This window comes from Haloterrigena turkmenica DSM 5511 (assembly GCF_000025325.1).
Classification (GTDB): Archaea; Halobacteriota; Halobacteria; order Halobacteriales; family Natrialbaceae; genus Haloterrigena; species Haloterrigena turkmenica.
The window spans coordinates 593,299-618,600 of the sequence record NC_013743.1; the positions used below are offsets into that span (position 1 = coordinate 593,299).

29 protein-coding genes are annotated in these 25,302 nt (G+C 68.2%); 11 read left to right on the top strand and 18 right to left on the bottom strand.

Annotated elements, in window-relative coordinates:
* The first annotated feature begins 82 nt into the window (after positions 1–82).
* A complete protein-coding gene (locus HTUR_RS02825) occupies positions 83–928 on the top strand; it encodes an HNH endonuclease (protein WP_012941782.1) in 846 nt (281 codons plus the stop codon).
* A gap of 1 nt (position 929) precedes the next feature.
* Here HTUR_RS02825 and HTUR_RS02830 read toward each other — a convergent pair whose 3' ends face one another.
* Positions 930–1,685, bottom strand: a complete 756-nt coding sequence (locus tag HTUR_RS02830; RefSeq protein WP_012941783.1) for an Lrp/AsnC family transcriptional regulator — start codon at positions 1,683–1,685, stop codon at positions 930–932.
* Between the two features lie 260 nt (positions 1,686–1,945).
* On the opposite strand from HTUR_RS02830, the gene HTUR_RS02835 reads away from it, so the two are divergent.
* Both HTUR_RS02835 and HTUR_RS02840 read left to right on the top strand, forming a co-directional pair.
* On the top strand, positions 1,946–2,380 hold the full coding sequence (locus HTUR_RS02835; RefSeq protein ID WP_012941784.1) for a universal stress protein: 435 nt from the start codon (positions 1,946–1,948) through the stop codon (positions 2,378–2,380).
* The gene (locus tag HTUR_RS02840; protein WP_012941785.1) at positions 2,373–4,667 is read left to right on the top strand and encodes an amino acid permease; all 2,295 of its coding nucleotides are present in this window, start codon (positions 2,373–2,375) and stop codon (positions 4,665–4,667) included. The genes HTUR_RS02835 and HTUR_RS02840 overlap by 8 nt, the downstream gene beginning before the upstream one ends.
* A gap of 23 nt (positions 4,668–4,690) precedes the next feature.
* On the opposite strand, the gene HTUR_RS02845 is transcribed toward HTUR_RS02840, so the two are convergent.
* The 5 genes from HTUR_RS02845 to HTUR_RS02865 form a co-directional block, all read right to left on the bottom strand.
* Entirely contained in the window at positions 4,691–5,419 is a 729-nt protein-coding gene (locus HTUR_RS02845) for a nucleoside phosphorylase (RefSeq protein ID WP_012941786.1), read from the bottom strand.
* A 145-nt stretch (positions 5,420–5,564) separates the two neighbouring features.
* Entirely contained in the window at positions 5,565–5,867 is a 303-nt protein-coding gene (locus HTUR_RS02850) for a HalOD1 output domain-containing protein (RefSeq protein WP_012941787.1), read from the bottom strand.
* A gap of 121 nt (positions 5,868–5,988) precedes the next feature.
* Complete coding sequence (locus tag HTUR_RS02855) at positions 5,989–6,876, bottom strand: carbohydrate kinase family protein (RefSeq protein WP_012941788.1); 888 nt, start codon at positions 6,874–6,876, stop codon at positions 5,989–5,991.
* Positions 6,877–6,914: 38 nt separating this feature from the next.
* The gene (locus tag HTUR_RS02860; RefSeq protein ID WP_012941789.1) at positions 6,915–7,736 is read right to left on the bottom strand and encodes a DUF63 family protein; all 822 of its coding nucleotides are present in this window, start codon (positions 7,734–7,736) and stop codon (positions 6,915–6,917) included.
* 120 nt (positions 7,737–7,856) lie between these two features.
* Complete coding sequence (locus HTUR_RS02865) at positions 7,857–8,840, bottom strand: ribose 1,5-bisphosphate isomerase (RefSeq protein ID WP_012941790.1); 984 nt, start codon at positions 8,838–8,840, stop codon at positions 7,857–7,859.
* A gap of 73 nt (positions 8,841–8,913) precedes the next feature.
* Here HTUR_RS02865 and deoC point away from each other — a divergent pair, with 73 nt between their 5' ends.
* Together deoC and HTUR_RS02875 are read left to right on the top strand one after the other, a co-directional pair.
* On the top strand, positions 8,914–9,549 hold the full coding sequence (deoC, locus tag HTUR_RS02870; protein ID WP_012941791.1) for a deoxyribose-phosphate aldolase: 636 nt from the start codon (positions 8,914–8,916) through the stop codon (positions 9,547–9,549).
* Positions 9,550–9,640: 91 nt separating this feature from the next.
* Entirely contained in the window at positions 9,641–11,041 is a 1,401-nt protein-coding gene (locus HTUR_RS02875; RefSeq protein ID WP_012941792.1) for an HPP family protein, read from the top strand.
* Positions 11,042–11,070: 29 nt separating this feature from the next.
* Here the strand turns inward: HTUR_RS02875 and HTUR_RS02880 are convergent, their stop codons facing one another.
* The 4 genes from HTUR_RS02880 to HTUR_RS02895 all read right to left on the bottom strand — a co-directional run bounded on the left by HTUR_RS02880 (position 11,071) and on the right by HTUR_RS02895 (position 13,894).
* On the bottom strand, positions 11,071–11,391 hold the full coding sequence (locus HTUR_RS02880) for an AzlD family protein (protein ID WP_012941793.1): 321 nt from the start codon (positions 11,389–11,391) through the stop codon (positions 11,071–11,073).
* Positions 11,388–12,227, bottom strand: coding sequence for an AzlC family ABC transporter permease (locus tag HTUR_RS02885; protein WP_049941573.1), 840 nt, complete (start codon positions 12,225–12,227; stop codon positions 11,388–11,390). The genes HTUR_RS02880 and HTUR_RS02885 overlap by 4 nt, the downstream gene beginning before the upstream one ends.
* A gap of 91 nt (positions 12,228–12,318) precedes the next feature.
* The gene (locus HTUR_RS02890) at positions 12,319–12,660 is read right to left on the bottom strand and encodes a DUF7347 domain-containing protein (RefSeq protein WP_012941795.1); all 342 of its coding nucleotides are present in this window, start codon (positions 12,658–12,660) and stop codon (positions 12,319–12,321) included.
* A gap of 46 nt (positions 12,661–12,706) precedes the next feature.
* The gene (locus HTUR_RS02895) at positions 12,707–13,894 is read right to left on the bottom strand and encodes an NAD-binding protein (protein WP_012941796.1); all 1,188 of its coding nucleotides are present in this window, start codon (positions 13,892–13,894) and stop codon (positions 12,707–12,709) included.
* Between the two features lie 247 nt (positions 13,895–14,141).
* On the opposite strand from HTUR_RS02895, the gene HTUR_RS02900 reads away from it, so the two are divergent.
* The 3 genes from HTUR_RS02900 to HTUR_RS02910 are packed head-to-tail and all read left to right on the top strand — an operon-like array spanning position 14,142 to position 16,952.
* Complete coding sequence (locus HTUR_RS02900; RefSeq protein WP_012941797.1) at positions 14,142–15,386, top strand: hypothetical protein; 1,245 nt, start codon at positions 14,142–14,144, stop codon at positions 15,384–15,386.
* Positions 15,383–16,639 (top strand): TrkA C-terminal domain-containing protein, encoded by a 1,257-nt coding sequence (locus HTUR_RS02905; RefSeq protein ID WP_012941798.1) that lies wholly within the window; start codon positions 15,383–15,385, stop codon positions 16,637–16,639. Before HTUR_RS02900 ends, HTUR_RS02905 begins: the two co-directional genes overlap by 4 nt.
* Positions 16,640–16,670: 31 nt before the next feature.
* Positions 16,671–16,952 carry a ubiquitin-like small modifier protein 1 gene (locus tag HTUR_RS02910; RefSeq protein WP_012941799.1) on the top strand — a complete coding sequence of 94 codons (282 nt, stop codon included), beginning with the start codon at positions 16,671–16,673 and terminating at the stop codon, positions 16,950–16,952.
* A 7-nt stretch (positions 16,953–16,959) separates the two neighbouring features.
* On the opposite strand, the gene HTUR_RS02915 is transcribed toward HTUR_RS02910, so the two are convergent.
* The 6 genes from HTUR_RS02915 to HTUR_RS02940 form a co-directional block, all read right to left on the bottom strand.
* Complete coding sequence (locus HTUR_RS02915; protein WP_012941800.1) at positions 16,960–17,304, bottom strand: hypothetical protein; 345 nt, start codon at positions 17,302–17,304, stop codon at positions 16,960–16,962.
* 74 nt (positions 17,305–17,378) lie between these two features.
* Positions 17,379–18,371 (bottom strand): GNAT family N-acetyltransferase, encoded by a 993-nt coding sequence (locus HTUR_RS02920; protein ID WP_012941801.1) that lies wholly within the window; start codon positions 18,369–18,371, stop codon positions 17,379–17,381.
* Between the two features lie 125 nt (positions 18,372–18,496).
* Entirely contained in the window at positions 18,497–18,706 is a 210-nt protein-coding gene (locus HTUR_RS02925; protein ID WP_012941802.1) for a hypothetical protein, read from the bottom strand.
* A gap of 81 nt (positions 18,707–18,787) precedes the next feature.
* On the bottom strand, positions 18,788–20,062 hold the full coding sequence (gatD, locus tag HTUR_RS02930) for a Glu-tRNA(Gln) amidotransferase subunit GatD (RefSeq protein ID WP_012941803.1): 1,275 nt from the start codon (positions 20,060–20,062) through the stop codon (positions 18,788–18,790).
* A 171-nt stretch (positions 20,063–20,233) separates the two neighbouring features.
* Positions 20,234–20,431 (bottom strand): hypothetical protein, encoded by a 198-nt coding sequence (locus HTUR_RS02935; RefSeq protein ID WP_012941804.1) that lies wholly within the window; start codon positions 20,429–20,431, stop codon positions 20,234–20,236.
* 99 nt (positions 20,432–20,530) lie between these two features.
* Positions 20,531–20,740, bottom strand: coding sequence for a hypothetical protein (locus tag HTUR_RS02940; protein ID WP_012941805.1), 210 nt, complete (start codon positions 20,738–20,740; stop codon positions 20,531–20,533).
* A gap of 113 nt (positions 20,741–20,853) precedes the next feature.
* Between HTUR_RS02940 and HTUR_RS02945 the strand changes: the two genes are divergently transcribed.
* Entirely contained in the window at positions 20,854–21,492 is a 639-nt protein-coding gene (locus HTUR_RS02945; RefSeq protein WP_012941806.1) for a hypothetical protein, read from the top strand.
* 44 nt (positions 21,493–21,536) lie between these two features.
* Here the strand turns inward: HTUR_RS02945 and HTUR_RS02950 are convergent, their stop codons facing one another.
* Entirely contained in the window at positions 21,537–22,193 is a 657-nt protein-coding gene (locus HTUR_RS02950; RefSeq protein WP_012941807.1) for a metalloregulator ArsR/SmtB family transcription factor, read from the bottom strand.
* 102 nt (positions 22,194–22,295) lie between these two features.
* Positions 22,296–23,138, bottom strand: coding sequence for a hypothetical protein (locus tag HTUR_RS02955; RefSeq protein ID WP_012941808.1), 843 nt, complete (start codon positions 23,136–23,138; stop codon positions 22,296–22,298).
* A 429-nt stretch (positions 23,139–23,567) separates the two neighbouring features.
* On the opposite strand from HTUR_RS02955, the gene HTUR_RS02960 reads away from it, so the two are divergent.
* Both HTUR_RS02960 and HTUR_RS02965 read left to right on the top strand, forming a co-directional pair.
* Positions 23,568–23,957: a DUF5802 family protein gene (locus tag HTUR_RS02960; protein ID WP_012941809.1), complete on the top strand. Its 390-nt coding sequence runs from the start codon at positions 23,568–23,570 to the stop codon at positions 23,955–23,957.
* Between the two features lie 34 nt (positions 23,958–23,991).
* The gene (locus tag HTUR_RS02965; RefSeq protein WP_012941810.1) at positions 23,992–24,945 is read left to right on the top strand and encodes a Vms1/Ankzf1 family peptidyl-tRNA hydrolase; all 954 of its coding nucleotides are present in this window, start codon (positions 23,992–23,994) and stop codon (positions 24,943–24,945) included.
* The last annotated feature ends 357 nt before the right edge of the window (positions 24,946–25,302 follow it).

Sequence of the window (25,302 nt, forward strand, 5' to 3'; positions counted from 1 at the left end):
CAGCGAGTTAGGAGTTGGTCGGATTCCGACTGAAATCCGGCGGGCCGGTGCGTTTTTGTCGCCGCGATGTCTTCGCTCGCCCGTGACTTCCCGCGACTGGCAGGCCGACCGGCGCGCCGTCTTCGACCGCGACGACCACGCGTGTCGCCACTGCGAAGAATCCGGCGACGCCGCCGACCCGACCGCCCTCCGAACGTACCCCGTCGGCGCCGTCCCCCTCGAGGGAACGGTCCACGAGAGTTCGCTGGCGACCGTCTGTACCGACTGTTTCGAGACGCTGCAGTCCGCTTCCGACTCCCCCGCCTCGAGCGCCGAGTCGGTCTCGAGCGAGGCGCTGTTCCGACTCGTCCGCGAGACGACCCGCGTTCAGGGCGGCGCCATCGCCGACGTCGCCTCCTTCGCCTCGCTCGCGACGTCGCTGCCGACGACGCTCGCCGACGCTCGAGCCGAGGCCGACGCTGCGGCCGACTCCGACTCGACGTTCGACGCTGCGGTCGACGAAACGGCCGCGGCGTACCGCGACGGCCGCCGAGAGGCCCTGCTTGCGCTCGACGTCGCCGATGCGCGCCTCGAGCGCGTCCGGTCGGTCGACGGAGCGGCGTTCGACGCCGACGTCCGCTCGTCGCTGTCGACGGTCACCGAGACCGCGACCGACCTGCAGTCGACGCTGCGCGAGGCCGTCGCGCGCTCCGAGATCGTTCCCGTCTGTCTCGAGCGCTGTCACGGCTGTTTCGAGCCGCTCGAGGGTGACGCCTGTTCGACCTGCGGCCTCGAGGTCCTCGAGACGGCCGACTGGCGCGGCGAGGAGGGCGTCGCGTTCGAACGGCTGTTCTCGTCGATCAACGACAGCCTCCAGGGCGCCTCGACGACGACGGAGACGCTGACCGAGCGGACGATGACGCTGGCGACCCAGTTGACGGAGTCCTGACTTACTCCGCCGCGTCGTCGGTGCGGAACACGTCGATCGTCTCGTCGGTCACGCCGTCGCGGGAGAACAGCGTGACGATGTCGTCCGGTCGGATCACGGTGTCGCCGTGTGGCGTCACGACGGCATCGTCTCGCTCGATCGCGACGACGAGGGAATCGTCGTCGAGCACCTCGCGCTGGGCCGCCTCCTGAAGACTCATGCCGGCGATCCGGGCATCTCGGTCGACCGTCACCTCGGCGACCTCGGCGTCGCCGGAGAGGCTGATGAAGTCCGTCAGCATGGCTTCGTGAGTCTCGTCGGTGGGACCGAACGGCGCGTACGGGCACCCGATCTCGTTCTGGACGAGCACTTCGTCTTCGATTTCGATGCCGAGATCCGAGAGCGCACGTGCGATCCGCCGCAGATCCGCGGTATCTTCCCCCACCGCGAGCACGTGCAGGTTCCGCCGGCCGGTCAGCAACTCGCGGACGTTGGTGACACCGGGAATCACCTGCGCCCGCTGCGCCATCGATTCGCGCTCCGAAACCGGCGCGTTGCACATGAAGAGATTCGCGAGGTGTCCCGCCGCCCGTTCGAAGTCCACGTTCGCGTGATAGCCGGTGATGATTCCCCGCTCCTCGAGTTGCTCGATCCGATTTCGAATCGTCCCGGGAGAGACGCTCACGTCCGCGGCGATCGTCGGAGCCGAAGTGTTCCGCGCGTCGTCCATCAGCGCGTAGATGATTCGACGATCGATCTCGTCGAGCCGGTGGTCCATGCGGCCCAGTACTGCGCCAGCGTTATATGCGGTTCCGATCTGCTTTGCAGGACACTCATAATAAAAGTGCTACTTCTATCGATACGCCAATATCGACCGGATCAAAATAAGCAATCAGCAATATAACCGGATGATTTATCGTCTAGCCGGGGAAAGGCGCGAGATAATGACCGATCGCACGTTCGAGGTGGGGACGCACAGTTCTGACGAGCGACCGCCGGTACGCGCGAGTCAGCGGTCGCCGACGGAGGGGTCGGCCGATGACTGACGCCCTCCTCGAGACGATGCTCGTTCCGATCGCGAGCGAGGACGACGCCAAGCGGACCTGCGAGGCGATCCTGTCAGAGCTCAACGACCGCGCGACGGTTCACGTCGTTCACGTCATCGAGAAGGCGGGCGGCGCGCCCGACAAGGCCGGCGTCGCCCAGCGCGAGGAGCGCGCCGAGCGGATCTTCGAGATCGTCGAGTCGACGCTCGCCGGGACGAACACCGCCCTCGAGACGGAGATCCTGTACGGGACCGACGTCGCAGCGACGATCCTCGAACACGCTCGCGACCTCGAGGCGACGGCGATCGTCTTCACGCCTCGCGGTGCGAGCCGGTGGATGCGGCTCCTGACCGGTGACGTCGCACAGAAACTGCTCACGAACACCGATCGACCGCTGGTAATCTTGCCAAGATCCGACCATGAGTGACGAAGAACTCGCCAAGGACCTCGGACTGCTCTCGGCGCTGGCGATCGGGATGGGGACGATGATCGGCGCCGGCATCTTCGTGTTGCCCGGCGTCGCGGCCCAGGAGGCCGGGCCGATCGTCGTCGTCTCGTTCGTGGTCGGCGGCATGATCGCGATGGTCAACGCCTTGGCGGTGAGCGAACTCGGGACGGCGATGCCGAAGGCCGGCGGCGGCTACTACTACATCAACCGCGGACTCGGGCCGCTGTTCGGCTCGATATCCGGAATGGGTGACTGGATGGGGCTGGCCTTCGCCTCGGCGTTTTACTGCATCGGGTTCGGCGGCTACCTCACCGATCTGCTGGCCGGAACGATGCTCGCCCTGCCGACCCTTGAGCTCGGTCTCGTTGCCCTGTCGGACATCCAGCTCGGCGCGCTGATCGCCGGCCTGCTGTTCGTCGGCGTCAACTACATGGGCGCCAAGGAGACCGGGGGCGTCCAGACAGTGATCGTTACGGTCCTGCTGGGGATCCTCACCGTCTTCGCTGCCTCCGGCTTCTTCCATTTCGATTGGGCGACGCTCACGACAGACGGACTCGCGCCGACCGATCGGGGGTACGGTGCGATCCTGCCGGGGACCGCCCTCGTCTTCGTCTCCTTCCTCGGCTACGCGAAGATCGCGACGGTCGCCGAGGAACTGCAAAACCCCGGCCGAAACCTCCCGATCGCGGTCATCGGCAGCGTCGCCGTCGTGACGGCGATCTACGCGATCCTCGTCGCCACGATGGTCGGCATCGTTCCGTGGCACTCGCTGGACGACAGCGTCCCCGTCTCCCAGGTCGCCGAGATCACCTTCGCCGGGGTCCCCGTCCTCGACGCCGTCGGCGTGACGCTGATCTCGCTGGCCGCAATGCTGGCGACCGCCTCGAGCGCCAACGCCTCGATTCTCTCGTCGGCTCGAATCAACTTCGCGATGGGCCGCGATAAGATCGTCACGGACAAACTCAACGAGATCCACCCGCGGTACGCGACGCCGTACCGGTCGATCCTGCTTACCGGGGGCGTCATCATCGTCTTCATCGCCGCGCTGGGCCAGGACCTCGAGATCCTCGCGAAGGCCGCCAGCGTGCTCCACCTGATCGTCTACGGGCTCATGAACCTCGCGCTGATCGCCTTCCGCGAGGCGGACGTCCCCGAGTACGACCCCGACTTCCGGGTCCCGTTCTACCCGGTGACGCCGATCCTCGGTGCGCTGCTCTCCTTCGGTCTCGTCGCCTTCATGGACACGATCGAGATCGCGTTAAGCCTCGCGTTCGTCGCCGTCGCGGTGCTGTGGTACGCGTTCTACGCTCGCGCGAAGACGCCCCGACAGGGCGTCCTCGGCGAGTACATCCTCGATCGCTCCGAGGAGCTGCCCGACGTCGCGGTCTCGGCGGCCAGCGCTGCTCGACCGGACGGCTCGGGCCAGTATCGCGTCATGGTGCCGCTGGCCAACCCGCGCACCGAGCGCCACCTGATCGAACTGGCCAGCACGCTCGCCGCCGAAAACGACGGCGTCGTCCACGCGGTCCACATCGTGCAGGTCCCCGACCAGACGCCACTGGATCGCGGTGCCGAGCACATCGAGCGGATCGACGCCGAGTCCGAAGCGCTACTCGAGCTGGCCCGCGAACACGCCGAAGACCGCGGCGCCGAGATCGAGACGACGACGATCGTCTCCCACCGCTCGTTCGAGGAGGTGTTCGACGCGGCCCGCCAGCACGACGTCGATCAGGTCGTGATGGGCTGGGGCGACGATCGGCCGTGGTCCGCGGGGCGGGCCGAGCGCCCGCTCGACGAACTCGCCGCTGACCTGCCGTGTGACTTCCTCGTGTTGAAGGATCGCGGCTACGATCCGTCTCGAATTCTCCTGCCGACCGCCGGCGGTCCAGATTCGGATCTCAGCGCCGAGGTCGCGAAGACGCTGCGCTCGGCGACGGGATCGACGATTCAGTTGCTCCACGTCGTCGACGACGAGCGCGAGCGCGAATCGGGCGAGCAGTTCCTCGCGAACTGGGCGGCCGAACACGGGTTCGGCGACGCCGTGTTGACCGTCGACGACTCCGGCGATGTCGAGGGCGCGATCGCCCGCGAGGCCGAAGACAGGACGCTCGTCGTCATCGGCGCGACCGAGCGCGGTCTGCTCTCGCGGCTCGTCCGCGGCTCGCTCGTCTTCGACGTCGTCGACGAAGTCGACTGTTCGGTCCTGCTCGCCGAACGGCCGGCGGAGCGCTCGCTCCGGGAACGGCTCTTCGGACGCTCAGAATAGCGCGGACCGGACGCGACCGGCGGCTAGAGCCGGGTCGCAGCCTCGAGCGAGATGTCGATCGCACGACCGACGTTGTTCTTCGCTTTCTCCGGCAGTTCGTCGTCCTCGGTGTCGGTGCCCTTCTGGGTGCCCTCAACGAGGTTGCCGTCGACGGTACAGATCGCGCCGGCGCGCAGGCCCTTGCGGCGAGCCAGCGAGAAGATCGCGGCGGCTTCCATCTCGACGGCGAGGAGACCGGCGGCCTCCCAGTCGACGACGTGCTCGTCGGTCTCCGCGTAGTAGGCGTCGTCGGAGACGATCGGGCCGACGTGGACGTCCTCGCCGTTCGCTTCGGCCGAGTCGACCAGCGCCGACAGCACGTCGTAGTCCGGCACGGCGGGGTATTCGGCGGCCTCGTACCGCTTTGACGTTCCCTCCTCTTTCGCGGCGCCGGTCGCGACGACCATGTCGCCGATCTCGATACCCGACTGGAGAGCGCCGGTCGTGCCGACGCGGATGATCGTCTCGACGCCGACGTTGGCCAGTTCCTCGACGGCGATCGCCGCCGACGGACAGCCGATACCGGTCGAGCAGATCGTCAGCTCCTGTCCCTCGTAGGTCGCGTTGACGACCTTGTACTCGCGATTCTGGGCGACGGTTTCGGATTCGTCGCAGTGGTCGGCGATGCGATCGACGCGACCGGGATCGCCCGGTACGAGCACGCGATCGGTCAGGTCGCCGTCGTCGACCAACAGATGTGGCTGCGTTGCCATACCCGTCGATTCCAGTGGCGGTGAGAAAAAAGATTCGAGGACGGGTCCCGATCGTCCGTCGGTTCGGCGACCTGCGACCGTCCCCCGTCCCCACCCCACCGCCGAGTGTGACCGGCCGCGGGGTGTGTTCGACCCGGCCGTTCAGTCAGCAGTCAGGGGAGACCTCCACCCGTTCGGGCGTGACCGTCACCGTCGCATTCTCGACGCTGAATTCGACGGTTCCGTCGGCCCGACTCGCCCCTCGGTGCGTGTCCGCAAAGAGGGAGTCGAGTGCGTCCGGGTTGATGTAGTCGTATAGTCGGGTGTTGGTGGAACCGATATCGTCGTCGAAGTACTGCGCTAGCGCGGTTGCAGTGGCTATACTCGGCGGTTCGTTCGCGTCTCGCTCGTATTGAATGCGGCGTTTAAACTCGCATCCAGAGGACTCTCTGATCCTTCGTTCCGTCATGTCTCTCCGTCACGTCTCCGTGACCGTCTAGCTGAGTGAGCAACGTCTCCGCCCATATACTTACCGTCAGACAACACGGGGTGAAAACCGCTCGCCGGCGGCCGGATCGTGTGGTCTCGAGTCATCCCGCTCGCTCTTCCAGAAACCGTTCGACCTCGGACGCCGTCGGCGCGCTGCGGGCGCCCTCCCGACTCGCCGTCAGCGCGCCGCAGGCGTTCGCGTACTCGAGGGCGTCCTCGATCGACGCGCCCTCGAGTCGGCTCGTGAGAAAGCCCGCCGCAAAGGAGTCGCCGGCACCGGCCGTGTCGACCGAGTCGACGTCGAACCCGGGATGTGCGTAGCTGTCGTCGGGAGTCCGGATCTCTGCGCCGTCGCCGCCGGACGTGATCGCGACGATCCGATCGGTCGGCTCAGAATCGACGCCGGCCGCGTCGACCAGCGCCGCGGCTTCGTGCTCGGTGACGAACAGAATGTCGGCCGCGGCGACGGTCTCGTCGTACGTGCGGTCGCCGAACCGGCGACCGGGGTCGAAACTGACGGTGACGTCGGCCGCCGCGGCGATTGAAGCGATCCGCGCCGCGGTCTCCGGGCGCTGGCTCGTGAGGTGGACGTGATCGGCCGCCCGAACCCGATCAGCGTCGATGTCCGCCGGCCGAACGGCCTCGTTGACGCCGTCGTTGCCCAGGATCGAGACCGCACCGTCGTCGTCGACGAGCAGGTACTTGACCGCCGTCTCGGCGCCCTCGACGACGCGGATCCCCGACAGCGAGACGCCGGCCTCCTCGAGGCCGCGCCTGGCCAGCAGGCCGTTGTCGTCGTCGCCGACGCTGCCGATCAACCCGGCGTCGACCTCGAGGCCGGCGAGCGCGGCGGCGACGTTGGCGGCGCTGCCGCCGCCGGACTGGCGCTGTGAGCGGATCGTCGCCTCGCCGTCGGCGGCGGGGAGTCGGTCGACGCGCAGCGTCACGTCCCAGTTGACGTGACCGGCGGTGAGTACGGTGGGTGGCATTCGATACGACCGGGAAGAAGGCGCCGTCGGAAAAAAATCTAGGTGGCGATGAAGAGCAAGACGTTGTGGACGCCGGGGCCGAGCCCGACCGCGGCGATCCCGGAGAGGACGATCCGCGCCTGCTGGGGCGCGTCCTCGACGTACTCCTTGAACAGTCCGAGGATCACCAGCGCCAGCGCGGCCTTCACCAGGACGAACAGCCAGCCGGCGCCGACGTACTCGGCGATCGGCAGTGACCCGCCGGCCTCGAGGAGCAGCGCCGACAGGGGGACCGACTCCTCGACGCCGATGACGTCGTAGCCGATGGCCGTCGAGACGCCGTCCAAGGTGTGCCCGAAGACGACCAGCGCGCCGGTGTAACTCGTCGTCTTCGCGACGTCGGTAAACCACAGGCTCAGCGCGACCCACGCGATCGCGGTGACGATCCCGGCGGCGATGACGGCGATGACCGGCCAGAAGAGGTTGAACGTCTCTTCGGCCCAACTCACGTTGAGGATGATCGACGCGAAGACGGCGAAAAAGGCGGTCCCGGCGATACCGAAGAACCGCGGAATCGTCGGCTGGAGCCCCCCGGCGTACAGGAAGATCGCGACGATCCAAGCGGCGCCCGCGACGGCCGCGGCGACCAGATAGACGGTCGGCGTCGCGAACAGCGTCTCGACGTTCTCCGGATAGGCGCCGAGTTGATAGAGGACGTGGAGGGCCGAGCCGAACATCATCCACGGCGCGAACGCCAGCACGGTCCGATCGGTTACCGGCGGCTCGAGAACCCACAGCAATGCGACGATCCCCGCCAGTATCACCAGCAGCGGGACGAGGAGGTACCACGGTGGGAGCACGAACCCCTCGGGTAATACCATATCCGTACTCCCACACACCAGCGACAAACACTTTCCGATTGCTAACTATTCACGATAGTGAATAGTTTCCGTCGCTGTAACGTTCGGTGAGCCATCCCGCGGCGCTATGCCGGTGATTTCCTACAGCTCCCAGGGTTCGTCGACCGTCTCTCCGAACAGCTCCCGCATCAGCGTGACGACGGTTTCCGGTGGGAACTGGCCGTGTTCGGTGACGATCGCGTCGACGTACCGCGGCGGGGTGACGTCGAAGGCGGGATTTTCGACGGTCAGTCCGTCGTCGGCGCCGTCGGCGGTGTCGGTGATCGCGGCCCGCTCGTCGTCGTCGAGCACCTCCCGCTCGTCGCGGCGTTCGATCTCGACGGTGTGGCCCGTCATAGTATCGGGGTGGAGTTTGATCGTCTGGGCGGCGACGGTCACCGGCACGCCGCGCTCGCGGGCGATGACCGCCAGTCCGCTGGTGCCGATCTTGTTGATCACGCTCCCGTCGGCCGCGATGCTGTCGGCCCCGACCAGGACGTGATCCGCCTGGTCGAGGTAGCGACGGGCCGCCCCGTCGACGATCACCGTCACCGGCACGTCCCACTCGCGTAACTGTCGGGCCGTGATGTGGCCCTGCAGCCTGGGCCGAGTCTCCTTGACGATCGCCTCGATCTCGGTGCCGTCCTCGACGGCGGCCTCGAGACAGGCCAGCGCGTCCGTCGAGTGGCAGTGGGTCATCACGACGTCGCCGTCGCGCAACCGGTTCGCGCCGACCGATCCCAGTTTCGACTGCGCCTGCGCCAGATCGCGCTGGAACTCCTCGGCGCGAGCGATAGTCGAGGCGCGCAGTTCCGCGACGGTCTCGCCGTCCATCCCGGCGAGGACGTACCGGAGCGCGTTGGGCAGGCTCACCGCCGTCGGGCGGGTCTCGTAGAGCGTCTTCGCGGCCGCTCGCAGTTGCCGCTCGAACGCGTCGGGCCGCTCCGCGTCGGATCGCTCGGCCTGGATCGCCAGCGCCTCGGCCGCCGCGTCGGCGATCGTCGCGGCCCCGCGGATCTCCATCGCGGCGATCTCGTCGGCGGTCGTCACGACGGCCGGCGCGACGTCGGGTCCACGGTCGTCCATGCCGTCACGTTGCGCGCCGGACGGCAAAAGTGATCGGGCGGGGTTTTTGCCCGTCGGGCGATTCCCTCCCCGTATGGACCGCAGCGAACTCGCCCCGCTGATCGATCACACCGTGCTCGGCCCCGAGACGTCGATCGCCGATGTCCGCCGCGTTCTCGACGAGGCCCGGGAGTACGGCATGAACGCCTGTGTCCCGCCCTACGCCGTCGAGACGGCCGCCGACTACGCGCCCGAGGTGACCCTCGCGACGGTCGTCGGCTTCCCCCACGGCCAACACGCCGCCGCGGCGAAGCGACGGGAGGGCGTTCTCGCCTGGAAGGCCGGCGCCGACGAACTCGACGTCGTGCTCAACGTCGGCCGGCTGAAGGCCGGCGAGGACGACGTCGTCCGGGCCGAACTCGCGGAGATCACGGCCGCGGTACCGATCCCCGTCAAGGTGATCATCGAGACGGCTCTCCTGACCGACGAGGAGAAACACCGCGCCTGCGAGGCCGCGGACGCGGCCGACGCGGCGATGGTGAAGACGTCTACCGGCTTTTCCGAGGCCGGTGCGACCGTCGCTGACGTCGAACTCATGCGCGAGTACCTCCCCGTCAAGGCCAGCGGCGGCGTCGGCAGCTACGACGAGGCGATGGCGATGCTCGCGGCCGGCGCCGAGCGGATCGGCGCCTCGAGCGGCGTCGAGATTCTCGAGGGCGCGCCGGAGTAGCGCGCCCGCCCACGACGCGACGATCCATCGGGCCCGGCGATTACCGTCACGAACGCGAACACTTTTCGTCGGGGGTCGTCCAACGGAGTCTATGCTCGAGTCGGTGCTGGCGCGGCTTCGCGCGACCCGACGGCGACTGCGGCGGCTGGAGCGACGCGAACTCGACGCGTTCGTGCGCTGGATCGAACACACCGGAAATCTGATCCACCTCTCCGTGTTGCTCTTCGTCCCGCTGCTTATCGCCGCGGTGACCTGGCTGGCGAACGCGACGGCCGTCGTCTCCTTCCTCCTGTTTCCACCGCTGGCCTCCGGCACGTACACGCTCTTTGCCGATCCCGAGGGACGATACTCGACGCCGACGAAGTTCGTCGGCGGGATGACCGCGGGGGCGCTCTGCGGCTGGCTCGCGATCGCGCTCGTCGACGCCGCGGGCATCGGCGGCGTCGCCGGCGTCAGCGCGACCGGCGCGGCGCTCGGTATCTTCCTCACCGGCGCCGTCACCTGGGCACTCGACTTGGAGGAGCCTACCGCGTTCTCGACCGCCCTGCTCGTGTTGGTCTCCGGCAACGCGCAGGTCGTCTACGTGCTCGGAATCGTCGTCTCGAGTTCGTTCGTCGCGGCCGTCTTCGTCGTCTGGCGGGACCGATTCTACGAGCGCCGAGCCCAGTACCTCTACCGGACGACCGACGGCGACGACCACGTCCTCGTTCCGCTGGACGAGGACTGGGCCGAAGACCCCGGCGACGGCGAGACGGCCCCGGTCGCCCGCTTCGCCGCCGAACTCGCCAGCGCGCACGACGCCGGCAAACTCGTCCTCTTCGACACCGTCGACGACGGCGACGAGATCGCCGAGACCGAACCGGGACCCGCGGCTCGTCGCCTCGAGTCCTTCGCGGCCGATCTCTCCGCGGAGTACGGCATCCCCTGCGAGGTCGTCGTCGCGGCCGGCGACCGCACGTCGGCGCTGGCGCTCCGAACGGCCAGAGAGCACAACTGCGATCTGATCGTCACGCCGTACGCCGAGCGCGAGGGCGGCGGCCTCTCGCCGTTCATCGTCGGGCTGTTCGACAGCGAGATCGACGTCATCGCCTTCCGGTCCGCCGAGAACCGCCAGCGCTGGGAGCACGCGCTGGTCCCGGTTCGGGGCGCCGGCGACACCGCTCGCGCGATGGTCGACTTCGCCCAGCGGATCACCGGCTCCTGGCACCCGACCAGCGTCTGTACCTGCATTGACCGCGAGTCCGAGCGCCGCGACGCGGAGACCACCGTCGCGGACCTCGTCGACGCCTTCGAGGGCCGCTTCGAGACCCACGTCGTCACCGAACCCGTCGAGTCCTACCTCGAGCGCCTCTCGCCCCGGTACGACGTGATCTTCGTCGGCTCGAGCACCGATCGTTCCGCCGCCTCGCGGTTCGTCTCCCCGCCGACGTTCGAGCGACTCAGCGACCTCGAGACGGACGTGGCGATCGTCCACCGGGGTCGCCACCGATAACGATACCGCCCGCAGTTTTCCTGGTCGATTCAGATCCGGCCGCGGACCAGCACTACCGTCCCGATCCCTGCGAGCAGCGCCAGTGGCAGGCTCTCCGTCTTCCGGACGACGACGGCGACCGCGGCCGCCCCGAGCCACGCTGCAGGGCCGCCCTCGGCCAGTTCACCGGCGACGAGCGAGACGACGATGACCCCCGGCAGGACCTCGAGCGCGGTTTCGGCCCGGTCGGTGAGTTCGAGCCGACCGACCAGCCACAGCCCGCCGGCCTTCGTCGTGTAGGTGACGACGGCCATCGCGAGGACGACGCCGACGGTCGTCGGATCGAGCGCCGTCGCGGCGCTCGAACTCATCCGCCCACCCCGCTCGAGTCGGCCTCGACGTCGGCGTGACGGACGCCGACCGAACAGCCCACCAGCGCGCCGGCGAGCAGATACCAGCGCCCAGGAACGGCGACGGCGGTCGCTAGTGCGGCGACGAAGGCGGCCGTCCACGGCGGCAGGTCGGTCCGCCCGTCCCAGAGATCGACTGCGACCGCGACGAAGACGATGAGGAACGCGGCGTCGAGCCCGTACCGCGCCGGATCGGTGACGCCGTCGCCCACGAGGGCGCCGACGACCGTCGCGGCGACCCACAGGACCCAGATCGCGAGGCCGCTGCCGAGGAGGTACGCGGCGTCAGCCGATTCCGATCCGTTCCCGACCGCGTCACCTCCGTCGGCGAACGCGCGCATCGTCAGCGCCCAGTTCTCGTCGGCGGTGAAGAAGGCGCTCCCGTAGGTCTCGAGCACGGATCGATCGGCGAACCACGGCCGGAGCGTCGCACCCAGTAGCAGGTATCGGAGGTTGACCGCCGCCGTCGCGAGAACGATCGTCGCGACCGACGCGGACGCCGCCCAGAGATCGACCGCGAGCAACTGCGCGGCCCCGGCCAGCACCGTCGCGCTCATCAGCGTGGCCTCCGCGGCGCTCAGCCCCGCCTGCGACGCGAGCACGCCGAAGGCGACGCCGTAGCCGGCCACGCCGACCGCGACCGGGAGGCAGTCGCGAAAGCCACGCAGCATCCCCGCTCGAGAGAAGGCTACCAGACGCGGGGACGGCTCGTCTCTGGCTGTCGTCTCGTCGGTCGCACTCTCGTCATCGTCTGTAACCGCTGTGCTCTGGCCGCGGTCTCCACTCGAGTCAGCCATTGCCGACTCGAGAGAGCGGCCGCGAGGACCCTAAAATCTCGGAGAACGCGCGTTCTCTACGATATCGGACAGGACGGAACTGCGGCGCGACTCACGGGAGTCGCTCGACCAGCCGCCGACCCCGCGGCGTCAGCTCGTAGCCCTCGTCGCGGTTCGAGACGACCGCCTCGAGCCGCCGGAGGTGATAATTGAGTTTACCGTTGTCGTCGATCGACGTCGCCGCCCGGAGGTCGGTGTAGCGCAGCGGCGTCTCGCGATCGGCCAGCGCCGACAGGATCTCGAGTCGAATCGGACTCGCGAGCAGTTCGAACTCGTCGGCGGTCCGCGATAGATCCGCAGCGGTCTCGCGGTCGCCCGTCGCCTCGCCGCCGTCGGGACCCGCCGGCGTCTGCGCTCCCGTGCGTTCGCCCCACGTCCACGTCGGAATCGCCATCGCTCTCGGCTTCACGTCGGCGATCCAAAACGATTCCCCCGCTCGCTCAGTCGCCGTCCATGATGTACTCGATCAGCTCGCTCTCGTCCGCGCCCAGCGCCGACTGGACCAGCAGGTGCCCGCCCAACACCGACGGGCTGATCACCGCGTCCGCGCCGGCGTGCTCGAGCTTCCGCGTGTTTTCGCGGTCGGTCGCGGCCGAGACGATGCGGGTCTCGGGGGCGAGTTGGCGCGCGGTGAGGATCGACAGCGCGTCCTCCGCGTCGTGGTTCGTGGCGACGAGGATCGCACTCGCGCGGTCGATCTTCGCTCGCTGGAGCGGTTCCTCGTCGCTGGGATCGCCCCGTATCACCGCCAGGCCGCGATCCGTGAGGGTCTCGGCGGCCTCGCGGTCGCCGGTCACGACGACGAACTCCCGGTTGTTAGTCGCGAGTTCGTCGACGATCGGTTCCGTCAGTTCGCCGTAGCCGAGCACGAGGACGTGGTCCTCGAGCAGCTCGAGTTGTGAGTCGGTCATCTTTCCGAGTGTCTTCGTGATCCGGGCCTGGATCGCCGGTCCGACGAGCGCCCCGATGGCGATACCGAAACTGGCCACGCCGAGCACGAGCACGGACATCGTGAACAGCATCGCCTGCGTCGACCCCTGATCAGGCGTCACGTCGCCGTAGCCGACCGTGCTTGAGGTGATCAGCGTGAAGTAGAAGGCGTCGAGGATGGTGTTGATCCCCTCGAAGTCCTCGCGGAGCGCGTACGCGCCGAACGTCCCGTAGGCCTGCACGCCTAGCAGCGCGAAGCCGGCGGCGATCTGGGTCGTGCTCAGCGAGAGGGACTTATCGAAGCGCTTGTGACTGACCAGCAGCATCGGAATCGAGAGCAGCGAGAGCACGACCAGCGGCACCGAGTACGGACTCGACTGGAGCAGCCCCTGTGCGGCGGTCAGCGGGAGCAACAGTAGCGTCGCCCACCAACCCACTCGCAGCCCCCGTCGGAGTGCGAGCGCGCTGCCGACCATCAGGAATCCCGTGAGCGCCCCGGTGAACGCGGCGGCGCTCTGGATCGCCTCGGGGACGTAGTCGCTGAGCGGCCCGCCAACGGCGTTCGTGCCGATGTTGACGATCGCCGTCGCGACCGAGAGTCCGGCGACGATCAGCGCCAGCGCGACGGCTGCCCGCATCGAGAGGACCCGATGCCAGTTGTCGGGCAGCCGCGATCGAAGCGACCGGTCGTCGGCCATATGCCTCGATCCGCGTTGGGGTCAGTTAAACGCCTCTGTTGACGGACGTTCACAGCTACCTAGCGCTTGTCAGCTCGTCAATTAGTCGTGACCCGATCGTCCCGTCCGCCCGTCGATTACTGGCCGTCCGCCCGTCGCGACTCGAGGCAGTTAGCGGCCCCTCGCTACCCGTAGGGACCGATCGCGCGCCGGCGAACGCACCGCCGCTGTCGGTGGAGATTTAACGATCCCGTCCCACTCGCCCACAATGGCGCTCCCGGTCGAAGTCCTGCTTGGCATCTATCTCGGTCTTCTGACGGGTATCGTTCCCGCGTTCGTCGCCGGCTCGCTCGGCTTTCTCGTCCGCTACTTCACGGGAGTGACGCTGCCCGGCTTCGGTGTCGTCGTCCTCGCGCTCTCGATCGCCAGCGTGCAGGGCGGCCTGCTCGGCCTCGTCGAACCGACCATCGCCCAGTCGCCGCGGCTGCTGGTCGCCGTCCTCGTCGTCCTCATGCTCGCGCTCTACGCCCACAATCAGGGCGACAAGCTCGGCGCTGAACTCCCCCGTCGGCTCTCCCTCACCTCGATCCGCCAGCGGACACTGTCGGCCGACGTCGTCGAACTCGTCGGCAACGTTGGACAGGTCACGGTCCGTCCCACCGGCGAGATCCACGACATGGAGGGTTACCCGCCGCTGTCGCCGGACCTCCGCCGATCGCTGAAGAACGGTTCGTGGCGACTCCCCGCGGATCTGCCGCTGTCGGAACTCGAGTCCCGCCTCGAGGAGCGACTGCGGACCGACCACGATCTGGCCGACGTCACCGTGACGATCGACGAACGGGCCCGCGCGACGATCACCGCGGCCCCGCCCTCGGGCGGCCTCTCGAAGCGAATCCCCGACGGCCGCCGCGCCGTCTCGATCGCGACGTTGGTCCCGACCGGCCTCGCGAGAGGCGACGAGGTGTCGATCCGCGCTGGCGAGCGAACGGTTGCCGGCACGGTGCTGGGCGCTCGGACTGAGATTGACGACGAACACGCGGCTGCGGCCGACGAGCCGTCGGCCGGCGACGAAACGGCCGTCCCCGACGGCGGCGATTCGGCGGTCGACGCCGCCCCCGCGCCTAAACCGAACGCGGCCAGCGCCGGCGGCGTCGGCCGCGTCACCGTCGCCGTCGCCCGTCGAGACGTCAAGGCGCTGCTCGAGACCGAGACGCCGCGGCTGGTCGTCCGCTCCCGGGGGACCAGCCGGGAGTTCGAGGCCTTCGCGCTGGTCAGACGGGCCGGGCACGCGATTCGGCGGTTCACCGTGGGCCCGAGCGCGGACGCCGATGTTCGCGCCGCGGCGGACGTGACGGTGCTGGCCGCCCGCCGACAGGGCAGCGAGACCGGCGGCCGTCGCAGCGGCTGGGTGTTCGCCCCCGGTATCGAACGATCGCTCGAGCCCGGCGACGAGGTGTTCGTCGCGGGCCCGGAGGCGGCGACCGACGAGTTCGTGGAGGCGGTCGCCAGATGACGGCCGCCGCCGGACTCGAGCCGATCCTCGCGCAGGCGGTCTCCACCGAAGTGCTGCTCGACGCGCTCGTCGAGATTCTCGGTTTCTCGCTGCTGGCGGGAGGCACCGCCGCGGCTGTCGCCTTCGTCTTCCGCTGGTACAGCGCCGACGGGATCCCCGACGGGGTCGCGATCCTGCTCGGCGTGTCGATGGTCGCGATCTGGCTGAACACCAAGTCGGCCCTCCAGCAGGCGATCATCGGCGACACGGGGATGCTCGAACTGGAAACGGCCGTCTACACGGTCGTCGCGTTCGTCGCGAGCGCGATCGCCGCCGACGGCGGCCGGCGGCTGGGCGACCACCTTGCGACGGACGTCTTCTCGCTCGCGACGCCGCGGACGATCACCGAGGTCGGACAGCTGGTTCGGTCGGCCGGCCGCGTCGTCGCCGTCGAACTCCCCGACGAGATCGAGGACGTCGACGGCTACGACCCGGTCGAGGAGTCGACCAAGACCGAACTGGCCGGCCACACCCTGCTGTTCCCGCGTCGGCTCTCGGTCGACGAACTCCGCGAGCGGCTGACCGACCGCCTCGAGCGCGACTACGGGATCGGCCACGTCGACGTCGAGTTCGGGGCCGATCGGACGATCGACTACCTGGCCCTCGGGAGCCGTCCGGCGGGCATCGGGTCGACGCTCGCGCCGGGCACTGTCGCCGTCGCGGTCCGCGGCGATCCGGCGCCCGACGCCAGCCCCGGCGACGCCGTCCGGATCTGGCGCCGCGACGGCGACTCGCTCCGGCGGGTCACCGGCGGTGAACTCCGCGGGGTCGCCGACGACGTAGCCACCGTCGCCGTCGACGCCGACGACGCCGACTCGCTCTCGACCGAGGAGGAGTACCGCCTCGTCACGCTCCCCCGCGACCCCGGCGCCGAGCGGGACCTCGTCTCGCTGCTCCGGGCGGTCGACGAGACCGTGACCACCCTCCCCGTCGACGCGGGCGATCCGCTCGAGGGCGCAGTCGTCGGCTCGCTGCCGGTGTTCGTCCTCGCCGTCGACCGCGACGCGGCCGCCGACCCGCTCGCGCTGCCGTCGGGCGAGACGCGACTCGAGGCCGGCGACGTCGCCTACGTCCTCGGTCGCCCGGACGCTCTGCGGCGGATCGGCGACCTCGAGCGGCCCGGAGAGGGGCTACTCGAGGGGGCAAAATCGGACGCGTCAGAAGGGACTTCGGAACCCGCAGACGCGCCGGCCGACCCCGCACAGGAGCGGTAGCTACTTGCCGTCGGCACCGATACCGCCACGTATGGCCACCGAGTGGAAGCTCTTCGCCGACCTCGCCGAACGCGCGGGCGACAAACACGTTACCGTCGACGCCGACGCCGGCGACACCGTCGGGGACGCCTTAGAGCAACTCGTCACCGACCGGCCCGCCCTCGAGGAGCGGGTCCTCGAGGACGGCGACCTGCGCTCCCAGATCAACGTGCTCCGCAACGGGACGAACGTCTTAGTCGAGGAGGAGGGCTTAGAGACGGTCCTCGAGGAGGGCGACGAACTGGCGCTGTTCCCACCGGTCAGCGGCGGCTAACGGACCGTCACGCGCTGCTCGGTGTTCTGCGATCCCGCTCGATGGGATCCCGGCGCTCGTCGACGACGCGATACCGGTGGGCGACGGCCGCGCCTTCCGGGTGAATCAGCACGGTATCGTCGTCGCAGTAGGGTTCCTGGAACCAATCCGCGGCGACCGGATAGCACTCGAGCAGCGACGTGTCTCCGGTGACCGCGTCTGCGGGCGTTACGTGGCGGCGGACGTCCGGAGCGACGACGACGAGGGTGTCCTCAAAGCCGACGTATCGCTCGGGCGTCTCCAGACCGTCGTCGATGAACGCGAGGTCGCCGTCGTCGACGATCTCACCGGATTCGTACGGAGGATGGTACATGAGTTTTCCACCTGATTATTCTCCTATACGAATATGAACGCCCGGGAGGATGTTCCGATCCAGAAAACGCGCCGTCACTCGCCCCTCAGGTCGATCCCGAGCACGAAGTCCGGTTCCTCGGAGATGCCGGCACCGGCGTAGGGCGCGTCGGTGACGTGACGGGGCGTCTCGGGGATCAGCACGCGCGTCTCGTCGGCGCCGCGATCGGCGGCGTCGCGGGCGATGGCCGCGAACAGCGCGCGGGCGGCGTCGACGTCGTCCCACGCGCCGACGCCGTATTCGGCCCACGTCTCTCTCTCCGTCTCGGATTCCGTTTCGTTCTCGTCTTCGCTCGAGTCGCCGTCGACTTCGCGCTCGTACGTCCGCGACCGATACGCCATTCCGGCCAGCCCGTCGGGCCCCGTCACCGCGAAGACGGCCGTTTCGTCGGCGAGTCGCTCGAGGTCTGTGCGGGTCAGTTCCCGGACGGCCCACGACTCCTCGGGGGCCATCGCGAGGCCGTCGAGGTGCTCGCGCGCGTCACTGTGGGTCCAGTAGCGCCACGCCGCAGTGGGGTCGCTCGAGACGCGGTAGGAGTCGTCGCCGTCGGCCTCGAGGTTCGCGACGGCGTCGGGATCAGGATCTGGATGCGCGAAGCGGAACTCCGTAATCGGTTCGAAGCCATTGGCCCGTGCGGCGCCGAGCGACGGCGCGTTCCACGAGAAGATCATCACGCGACCGACCGTCGCGCCCTGCTCGCGGGCCCACTCGAAGGTCGCCTCGTTGAGTCGCCGGCTGACGCCTCGTCGCCGATAGTCAGCCGCGACGCGCAGGCTCTGGAACCAGGCTTCGTCGTCGGTGAGCATGACGCCCTGCACGATGCCCGCCGGTTCGCCGTCGACCTCCGCGAGGAAGGTCTTCTTTCCCTGTCCGGGTTCGTCCTCGAGCCACTCGTGGTAGACCCGCGGGATGTAGTCGCCGCCGCGGTCCGGCCAGATATCGCCCGTGAAGTCGGCCACGGCCGCGTAGTCGTCGTGGGTCGCCCGTCGGATCTCGAGGCCGAAATCGGAGACTGAGTCGAGTACCATCGTCGATCGAACAGGGCTATCTCACGCGGTGGCGGGGGAAAGCGTTTCGCAGACGCGGTCGCCCCCGCAGTGGCGTCCAGACTCGAGTCTGCGTAGGGAGTCGCTTCCGAAAGACGAGTTCGGCACTACCGTCCGTAGTACCAGTACGAAATCGCGAGGAACCCGAGCAGCGCGCCGCCGACCGTCCCGATCCCGCCGCCGTACGGAACCTCGAGCATCTGTAACGTCATCGCGCCGACCGTCCCCGCCAGCGAGAGGACGAAAAGCAGGGCGAGGCCGAGCTGCCACTGCTGAAAGCTATCGAGCATGGGGTCGTCGGTCCGTTCGTTAGCCATACAATCCAATCGGACAGCTATCTGATAAGTGCTCGGTCGAACTAATCGGCGCGCTATCGAACGGTCGAGCGCGTCGTGGCCTTATTCCCAGGGAACCGACCGCTCCTGGATCTCGCCGGCCAGCGACGTGCCCATCGCCTCCTCGACGTCCTCGCTGTTCTCGAGGGCCCACATCAGTTTCACCTTCGCCGTTCCCGGCAGCGTGTCGCCGGCCTCGACGACGCCGGCCTCGAGCAGGTCCCGGCCCGTATCGTAGACCCGGTCGCAGACCCGGCCCTCGAGACACTGGCTGGTCATGACGACCGTCGTCCCGTCCTCGATGAGTTCCTCGATCCGCGGAATGAGGTCAGTGTGGACGTGGCCGAGCCCGGTGCCCTCGAGGATCAGCCCCTCGCTGCCCTCGACGACGTCGAGGAACGCGGGATCCATCCCCGGCGTGAACTTGAGCAGTTCGACGTCGTCTGCGAGGCCCTCGCGGAGCTCGAGGTCGGCCTCGCCGCGCTGCTGGTAGTCGCGGCGGAACTCGATCTCCTCGGTGTCGTAGTCGATCTCGCCCAGCGGCTCTGCACCGACCGTCTCGAAGGCGTCCCGGCGCGAGGTGTGGTTCTTCCGGACGCGGGTGCCCCGATGGAGCGCGCAGACGTCGTCCGATTCGGAGCCGTGCATGCAGACCATGACTTCCGCGCAGTCGCTCTTGGCGGCCTCGACGGCCGAAACGGCGTTCATCACGTTATCGGAGGATGGCCGATCCGCCGAGCGCTGCGAGCCGGTGAAGACGATCGGCACGGGCGTCTCGAGCATGAAGGATAGCGCCGACGCGGAGTACTGCATCGTGTCGGTGCCGTGCATGACGACGACGCCGTCGGCGCCGGCCTCGATCTCCTCCGCCACGGCACGGGCGAGGTCCTGCCACAGCGGCGGTTCCATATTCTCCGAGAGGATGTTCGCGACGACGCGGCCGCGGTAGTTCGCCCGGCCCGCCAGGTCGGGCACCGCGCGCAGGACGTCCTCGGCGTCGAACTGCGCCGTCACCGCGCCCGTGCGGTAGTCGACCGTCGAGGCGATCGTCCCGCCGGTCGAGAGCAGCGAGATCGTCGGCAGGTCGTCGTCGAACTCGATCTCGGAGTCGGCGCCCTCGTCGCTGGCGTCGTCATCTTCCGGCCCCGTCGCGTCGGTGCCGTCGATCTCGTAGACGTCCTCCTCGAGCGTCTCGATCTCGGCTTCCGCTCGGTCGACGCCGACGTTGTAGCCGCCCTCGAGTTTCACTACGAGGTGGTCGTCCGTACTCGAGGGGAGCAACACGCCTTCGTACGTGCGATCCGCGCGGTCGACGCGAACGCGATCGCCTGGATTCATGCGTGGGCGTTGCGCGGCGGCGGACTTGAAGGCACGCTTTCCGGGATCGATCCTCGCGGGATCGCGTTCCACATTCGAGTCGCCGACTCGAGAACGGGGAACAGCGGCTACGTTTCCACCCGCCACGACACAGCGCGCGCTACCGTACTCTGGATTATCGGACCTCGAGGCTCAGGTAAACAGTCCGACCAGAACCAGTCCCAGCCCGGTCAGCAACAGCACGCCCGCGATCATCGCGGTCAGCAACTGCAGCGTCGACTCGGCGTCTTCGGGAACGTCGAGTCGCGGATAGAGCCGTCGGCCGGCCATCAGCACCCCGATCCCCAGGGCGAGCGCGCTGACGCCGAACGCGACTAACTCGGTGCTCATCCATCGGAGGTACCGCGGCCAGCGTAAAAAGGGAGGGCCCCGCGACTCGAGGGTCGAGAACGTCCGCGACCGGCCCGAGAAGCGCGTCGATCGCCCGACTCAGGCGATGTACGCGCTCGCAGCGGCCCGCAGGAAGATGGCACCGATCGCGAGTCCGCAGAGCGCGATTCCCAGCCCGAGCAGTCGGGCCAGATCGGTCATTAGCTCCGGATACTCCGGCTGGGGCTCTATGTTCGCGACGAGGACGTAACAGAAGACGCCACCGCCGGCCGCGATGAGGCCGAACGTCGCGGGCGCGAGCCAGCTCATACCCCCGGTGGGTGGCCTGCGGTCGTATATCCTGTGGCCGGTGACATCCTCGAGGTCGCCTCGCCGTGTACCGATGGGAAAGACCCATGCTGTCGGCTGCCCAACGAGAACGTATGAGCGATCGCTCGGACGAGGTCACCGAGAGCCGGGACACCGACGATCTCCTCGAGGAGACCGAGAGCCTGCTCTCGGGGTCGGACGTCGAAGCCGATTCCGGTGCCGGAACGGCGTCGACGCCGGAGGACCGGCCGGGGACGGGCGGAGGCGTCGGGACGATCGACGACCCGCTCGAGTCCGGCACGCTGCGGTCGTCCGACGAGCCCGCGCCGTCGACGGCCCAGCCCGCGGAGTCGTCTCGCTCGCGGCTCGGCCGGTTGCGCGCCCGGCTCACGCCGGGGCGCTCGCCCGGCGACTATTTCTCGCCGCGGGCGTTTCTCACGCTGGTGCTCCTCGTCGGCGCCGGACTGGTCGGCGGCGGAATGGCGATCCCGATCGCCGGTCGCATGCTCGGCATGTTCGGCGTCGCCTTCGCTATCGGTCTGCTCACCTCGAAACGGCGCTACCTCGAGATGGGCGCCGCCGGGACCGCCGTCGGCGGCGTGTCGGCCGTCCTCAGCAACGCCGTCCTCGCGATCGCCGGCTCCACGCAGGCCGTCCTCGCCGTCGGCGTCACGGTCGGACTGGTCGGCTGTCTGCTCGGTTACTACTTCGGACGCGATCTGCGAAACGGGCTCACACAGGATATCAAATAGCTGCGTTCCGGTCGTGGCTACCACGTCAATTTCTCGGCCGGCGTCTAACTCGTCGTCAGCTCCCAGCCGCGTTCGGTGCGGCGGACGACCCCCTCGTCGGCCATCGACTCGAGGAGGTCGGCGACGACCTCGCGGGGCGCGTCGACGTCCTCGCTGAGTTCGCCGACCGATTTCGGCTCCGTTCGGATGCTCGCCAGCAGATCGGCGTAGATCCGGCTCTCGGGACCGGTGCCGACGGTCTCGGAGATTCCATCGAGGACGTCACAGAGCCGCCCCTGCACCCACCGTTGGGCGAGCGAGAGCTCGTTCTCGAGCTGTTCTAGGTCCTCGAGGGCCCGCAGGAGGTCGTCGAGTTCGTCGGCGTCCTCCCAGGCGACGTCCAGCGAGAGGTGCCGACAGGTCGTGATGTCGAAGCTACTGCTGGCGGGATAGGCGCTCTTGCTCGCGAAGCCGTACGGCGAGACGTTCACCTCGAGACGGACGTTACGAGCGATATGAAAGTACTTCCGGCGCTGGTCGTCGACTCGGCTCTCGATCAGTCCCGCCTCCTCGAGTTTCCGCAGGTGTTCGATGACCGCCTTCGGACTCACGCCGAGGTAATCCGAGATTTCCGTGACGTAACAGGGTTTGCGGGCGAGCAACCGGAGAATACGTCTCCGGTTTTCGTTCCCCAGCAAATCCAGCAATGCGGCGGAGTCCATCGAGCGTTGATTGGGGGTCGGCGCTGAAAAGCGTGTCTGCTCGGTACGGCGCCGCCGGTCGGATTCCTCCCCGCGCGGAACTGTGTCCCGCGTTCCCGGTCGCTACGCTGACTCCGGCCCCGTGTCGGCGTCGCTTCCCGTTCCGTCTCCCGGCTGATCGGCGTCCGTCCCCGAGCCGTCCCCGGCGTTGCCGGACCGGTCGTCGTTCGGCGCGCCGCTCTCGCCCGGCGGTCCGGAATCGGAATCCGCATCGTTAGACGGGCCGCGCTCGGCCCGATCCGGCGCCTGCTCGTCACCCTGGCCCTGTCCGTTACCCGGCTTCTCGGCGTCGCCCTCGGCGGGTTGCCCGCTGTTGGGTCGGTCATCCGGTTGTCCGTTCCCCGGGCGGTCGTCGGACTGGCCCCGTCCCGGAACGGTGTCGGGGCCGCCGAGTTGGCGGACGGTTTCCGCTACTTCGGGACCGTTGAGAGTCTCGGCGTTGGTACGGAGTTCGTCGAGGCGGTCGGCGTCGACGCCGGTCTCGTTCGCCCGCCGTTCGGTCCGGTCGATCTCGTTCTCGAGCGAGCGGATTTCGACGGCGAACTTCGCCATCCGCGCCTGATACGCCCCGCGATCGAGTTCGTCCTGGCGCTCGCGCAGGTCCTCGCGTTCGGCCTTGAGCGTCTCGAGGCGTTCGACGAGCTCGTCGGTCCGATCGCGAACGAGCGCTTCGCGGCTCTCGTTGTCGGCCGTCTCGTACCGCTTGGTGAACAGTTCGGCGTCGACCGTGTTCTCGGTGTCGGCCGCACTGGATTGCATGTGCGTCGAGACTGAGGCGGTGCTGTTCGACTCGGCCCCGTTCTCGTCGGCGGCGAACGGCGTGACGACGGCGCCGCTTGCGATCGGGCCGATCGTGAGTCCGAGAAGGGCGACCAGTGCGAGGAGCGCAACCGACCGGGAAGTCATCACTCCTCCGTTCTAACGAATGTACTAAAAAGACGGACCTTCGTTCGAACCGTTCACTTCGTCCGTTACCGGCGGAGCAACGGTTCAAACGTTTACGGAGGCCGGAGACGCTGTCAGCGCGGTTCAATTGGCTCTTGAACCGCGTGAACTGTTGATACCGTGGGGCGGAACCGAATCGCCGCCCGTCGCCGGGGAGGGAGACGACCGCCGTGCTATCTCGTCGCGTGGGGATCGTTTTGCGTTCCGCAACGGAGACCGTTCCCGACACTCACAACGATTGATTGCTGTGCATTCAATGGAAAACGACTCTTACCACGCGCCGTCTGTCCACCTGAATGCGGAATATCGTTTGTCTTCTTCACTGAAAGTCCGACGACTTAAATCTATCCGAAAATAGTTATATCCCGCCAGCCCTTGTGTACTAGTACCATGTTCGAGGTGTTTTCGCGGAGCTACTATCTCGGACGACTCTACGTGACCCCGACCGACGGGGACCGCGCACTCATGCACAGCGAGCAACACGAGCGGATCAACGAGGAGGTGTACGCGACCGGCGACGGTCTCGAGCGCCTCGACGCGCCGCTCGTGATGAAACTCGAGTCCAGTCACTTCCCGGTCCACGGCGACGACGCCGTGCCGACGAACACGCTCGCCGTGCCCGAACCGATGCTCGAGGACACCGACGTGCGCAACCCGCCCTCCCTGCGGGAGGTCCTGCTCGCCCGCCGCGAGCGCGCCGAGCAGTTGCTCTCGTGGACCGGCGGCTGGCCCGGCTCCGACGCCGGTTCAGGCGACGACTACCCCGCTGCCGGAACCTAAAAGTAGCCGCGCTGCCCCCTTCCGTTCGGACCAGATGCTGGACGCGTTACTCGGCCGCGCCTCGCTCAAGGAGCGCATCGACGAACTCGAGGAGGAAAACGAGCGGCTGCGAAACCGGTACGAGGCCGAATCCGAGCGCCGATCGGAGGCGGCCACCGCCAGACAGGACGCCGAGGAGCGGGTCAACCGCCTCGAGGACCGCATCGCCCAGCTCGAGGGCGAACTCGAGCAACTAGAGGGCGACGAGGCCGGCCTCTCCGTCCGCCGTCGCGACCGACTCCGCGGGAGCCGACTCGAGGCGGTCGTCGACCGACTGACCTCGTTTCGCACCGATCCGGAGGGCGCGCTGACGGCGATCCTCCGCGAGGACGAGGGCAGCGAGACGCTCGCCGAGGCGTTCGACGTCGACCTCGAGACGCCGCTCGGCGACCGCGCCGCGCTCGTCGACGAGGCCGCCCCGTGCGTGCTCTGTCTCGACGACGCCGGGCTGATCGCCGCCGCGCTCGAGCCGCCCGCGATGCCCGACCGCGCCTTAGCGGACGACTCGCGGATCGCCTGGGACGACCGCTTTCGCCTCGAGCGCGAGTGGTTCCTGCCGACCGGCCGGTACGCGCTCGCGCTCGTCCGGACCGACCTCTTCGCCCTCGGCACCTATGCGGACGGCGACCGCGTCGACTATCGGGGCTTCGAGAGCGACGTCAAGGGGAACCACTCGAAAGGGGGCTTCTCGCAGGCCCGCTTCGAGCGCATCCGCGACGACCAGATCGACGACCACCTCGAGCGCTGCCGGGAGGCACTCGCTGAGCGCGTCGGCGACGACATCGACCGGCTGTATCTGGTCGGCCAGCGCGGCGTCGTCGAGACGCTCGCCGAGGACGCGAGCCTCGAGCCGGCCGGGACCGCTGCCGTCGACGCGACCGGCGATCCGAAATCGGCCCTCGAGGACGCCCACCGGTCGTTCTGGACGGCCGAGTTCCGGGCGTTTTGAGGCGCCGATCATCGTCGCGTCGGTCGTCGTTCGAGCCGAATCGAGGATATTTTTGGTCGATGCGGACGACTCTTCGAGTGAGCTATGTCCGCCTTCGAAACCGTCAGCTGCAGCGGCTGTGGTGACGATTTCAAGGCATACCCGGACTCGAACGCGGCCCAGCGCGGGTTCTGTTCGCCCGCGTGCGCGCTCGAGGAGCACTGAAAACGGATCGCTACCGAAACTGCTGCGCTCGAGTGCAGTTTTTTCGCTCGAGCGGACGAGTTAGTGACTAACGGGACTCCCGCGGTAGCTCCGTCTCGCCGCGTTCCGTGGAAGCAGGTCGAATCGTCCTGCTCGTGCTGGCAACAGGGGATC

Excerpts from the sequence above, each read along its gene's own strand:
- HTUR_RS02830 (WP_012941783.1), bottom strand. The coding sequence starts at position 1,685 with ATGGACCACCGGCTCGACGAGATCGATCGTCGAATCATCTACGCGCTG.
- HTUR_RS02835 (WP_012941784.1), top strand. The coding sequence starts at position 1,946 with ATGACTGACGCCCTCCTCGAGACGATGCTCGTTCCGATCGCGAGCGAG.
- HTUR_RS02840 (WP_012941785.1), top strand. The coding sequence starts at position 2,373 with ATGAGTGACGAAGAACTCGCCAAGGACCTCGGACTGCTCTCGGCGCTG.
- HTUR_RS02845 (WP_012941786.1), bottom strand. The coding sequence starts at position 5,419 with ATGGCAACGCAGCCACATCTGTTGGTCGACGACGGCGACCTGACCGAT.
- HTUR_RS02850 (WP_012941787.1), bottom strand. The coding sequence starts at position 5,867 with ATGACGGAACGAAGGATCAGAGAGTCCTCTGGATGCGAGTTTAAACGC.
- HTUR_RS02855 (WP_012941788.1), bottom strand. The coding sequence starts at position 6,876 with ATGCCACCCACCGTACTCACCGCCGGTCACGTCAACTGGGACGTGACG.
- HTUR_RS02860 (WP_012941789.1), bottom strand. The coding sequence starts at position 7,736 with ATGGTATTACCCGAGGGGTTCGTGCTCCCACCGTGGTACCTCCTCGTC.
- HTUR_RS02865 (WP_012941790.1), bottom strand. The coding sequence starts at position 8,840 with ATGGACGACCGTGGACCCGACGTCGCGCCGGCCGTCGTGACGACCGCC.
- deoC (WP_012941791.1), top strand. The coding sequence starts at position 8,914 with ATGGACCGCAGCGAACTCGCCCCGCTGATCGATCACACCGTGCTCGGC.
- HTUR_RS02875 (WP_012941792.1), top strand. The coding sequence starts at position 9,641 with ATGCTCGAGTCGGTGCTGGCGCGGCTTCGCGCGACCCGACGGCGACTG.
- HTUR_RS02880 (WP_012941793.1), bottom strand. The coding sequence starts at position 11,391 with ATGAGTTCGAGCGCCGCGACGGCGCTCGATCCGACGACCGTCGGCGTC.
- HTUR_RS02885 (WP_049941573.1), bottom strand. The coding sequence starts at position 12,227 with ATGGCTGACTCGAGTGGAGACCGCGGCCAGAGCACAGCGGTTACAGAC.
- HTUR_RS02890 (WP_012941795.1), bottom strand. The coding sequence starts at position 12,660 with ATGGCGATTCCGACGTGGACGTGGGGCGAACGCACGGGAGCGCAGACG.
- HTUR_RS02895 (WP_012941796.1), bottom strand. The coding sequence starts at position 13,894 with ATGGCCGACGACCGGTCGCTTCGATCGCGGCTGCCCGACAACTGGCAT.
- HTUR_RS02900 (WP_012941797.1), top strand. The coding sequence starts at position 14,142 with ATGGCGCTCCCGGTCGAAGTCCTGCTTGGCATCTATCTCGGTCTTCTG.
- HTUR_RS02905 (WP_012941798.1), top strand. The coding sequence starts at position 15,383 with ATGACGGCCGCCGCCGGACTCGAGCCGATCCTCGCGCAGGCGGTCTCC.
- HTUR_RS02910 (WP_012941799.1), top strand. The coding sequence starts at position 16,671 with ATGGCCACCGAGTGGAAGCTCTTCGCCGACCTCGCCGAACGCGCGGGC.
- HTUR_RS02915 (WP_012941800.1), bottom strand. The coding sequence starts at position 17,304 with ATGTACCATCCTCCGTACGAATCCGGTGAGATCGTCGACGACGGCGAC.
- HTUR_RS02920 (WP_012941801.1), bottom strand. The coding sequence starts at position 18,371 with ATGGTACTCGACTCAGTCTCCGATTTCGGCCTCGAGATCCGACGGGCG.
- HTUR_RS02925 (WP_012941802.1), bottom strand. The coding sequence starts at position 18,706 with ATGGCTAACGAACGGACCGACGACCCCATGCTCGATAGCTTTCAGCAG.
- gatD (WP_012941803.1), bottom strand. The coding sequence starts at position 20,062 with ATGAATCCAGGCGATCGCGTTCGCGTCGACCGCGCGGATCGCACGTAC.
- HTUR_RS02935 (WP_012941804.1), bottom strand. The coding sequence starts at position 20,431 with ATGAGCACCGAGTTAGTCGCGTTCGGCGTCAGCGCGCTCGCCCTGGGG.
- HTUR_RS02940 (WP_012941805.1), bottom strand. The coding sequence starts at position 20,740 with ATGAGCTGGCTCGCGCCCGCGACGTTCGGCCTCATCGCGGCCGGCGGT.
- HTUR_RS02945 (WP_012941806.1), top strand. The coding sequence starts at position 20,854 with ATGAGCGATCGCTCGGACGAGGTCACCGAGAGCCGGGACACCGACGAT.
- HTUR_RS02950 (WP_012941807.1), bottom strand. The coding sequence starts at position 22,193 with ATGGACTCCGCCGCATTGCTGGATTTGCTGGGGAACGAAAACCGGAGA.
- HTUR_RS02955 (WP_012941808.1), bottom strand. The coding sequence starts at position 23,138 with ATGACTTCCCGGTCGGTTGCGCTCCTCGCACTGGTCGCCCTTCTCGGA.
- HTUR_RS02960 (WP_012941809.1), top strand. The coding sequence starts at position 23,568 with ATGTTCGAGGTGTTTTCGCGGAGCTACTATCTCGGACGACTCTACGTG.
- HTUR_RS02965 (WP_012941810.1), top strand. The coding sequence starts at position 23,992 with ATGCTGGACGCGTTACTCGGCCGCGCCTCGCTCAAGGAGCGCATCGAC.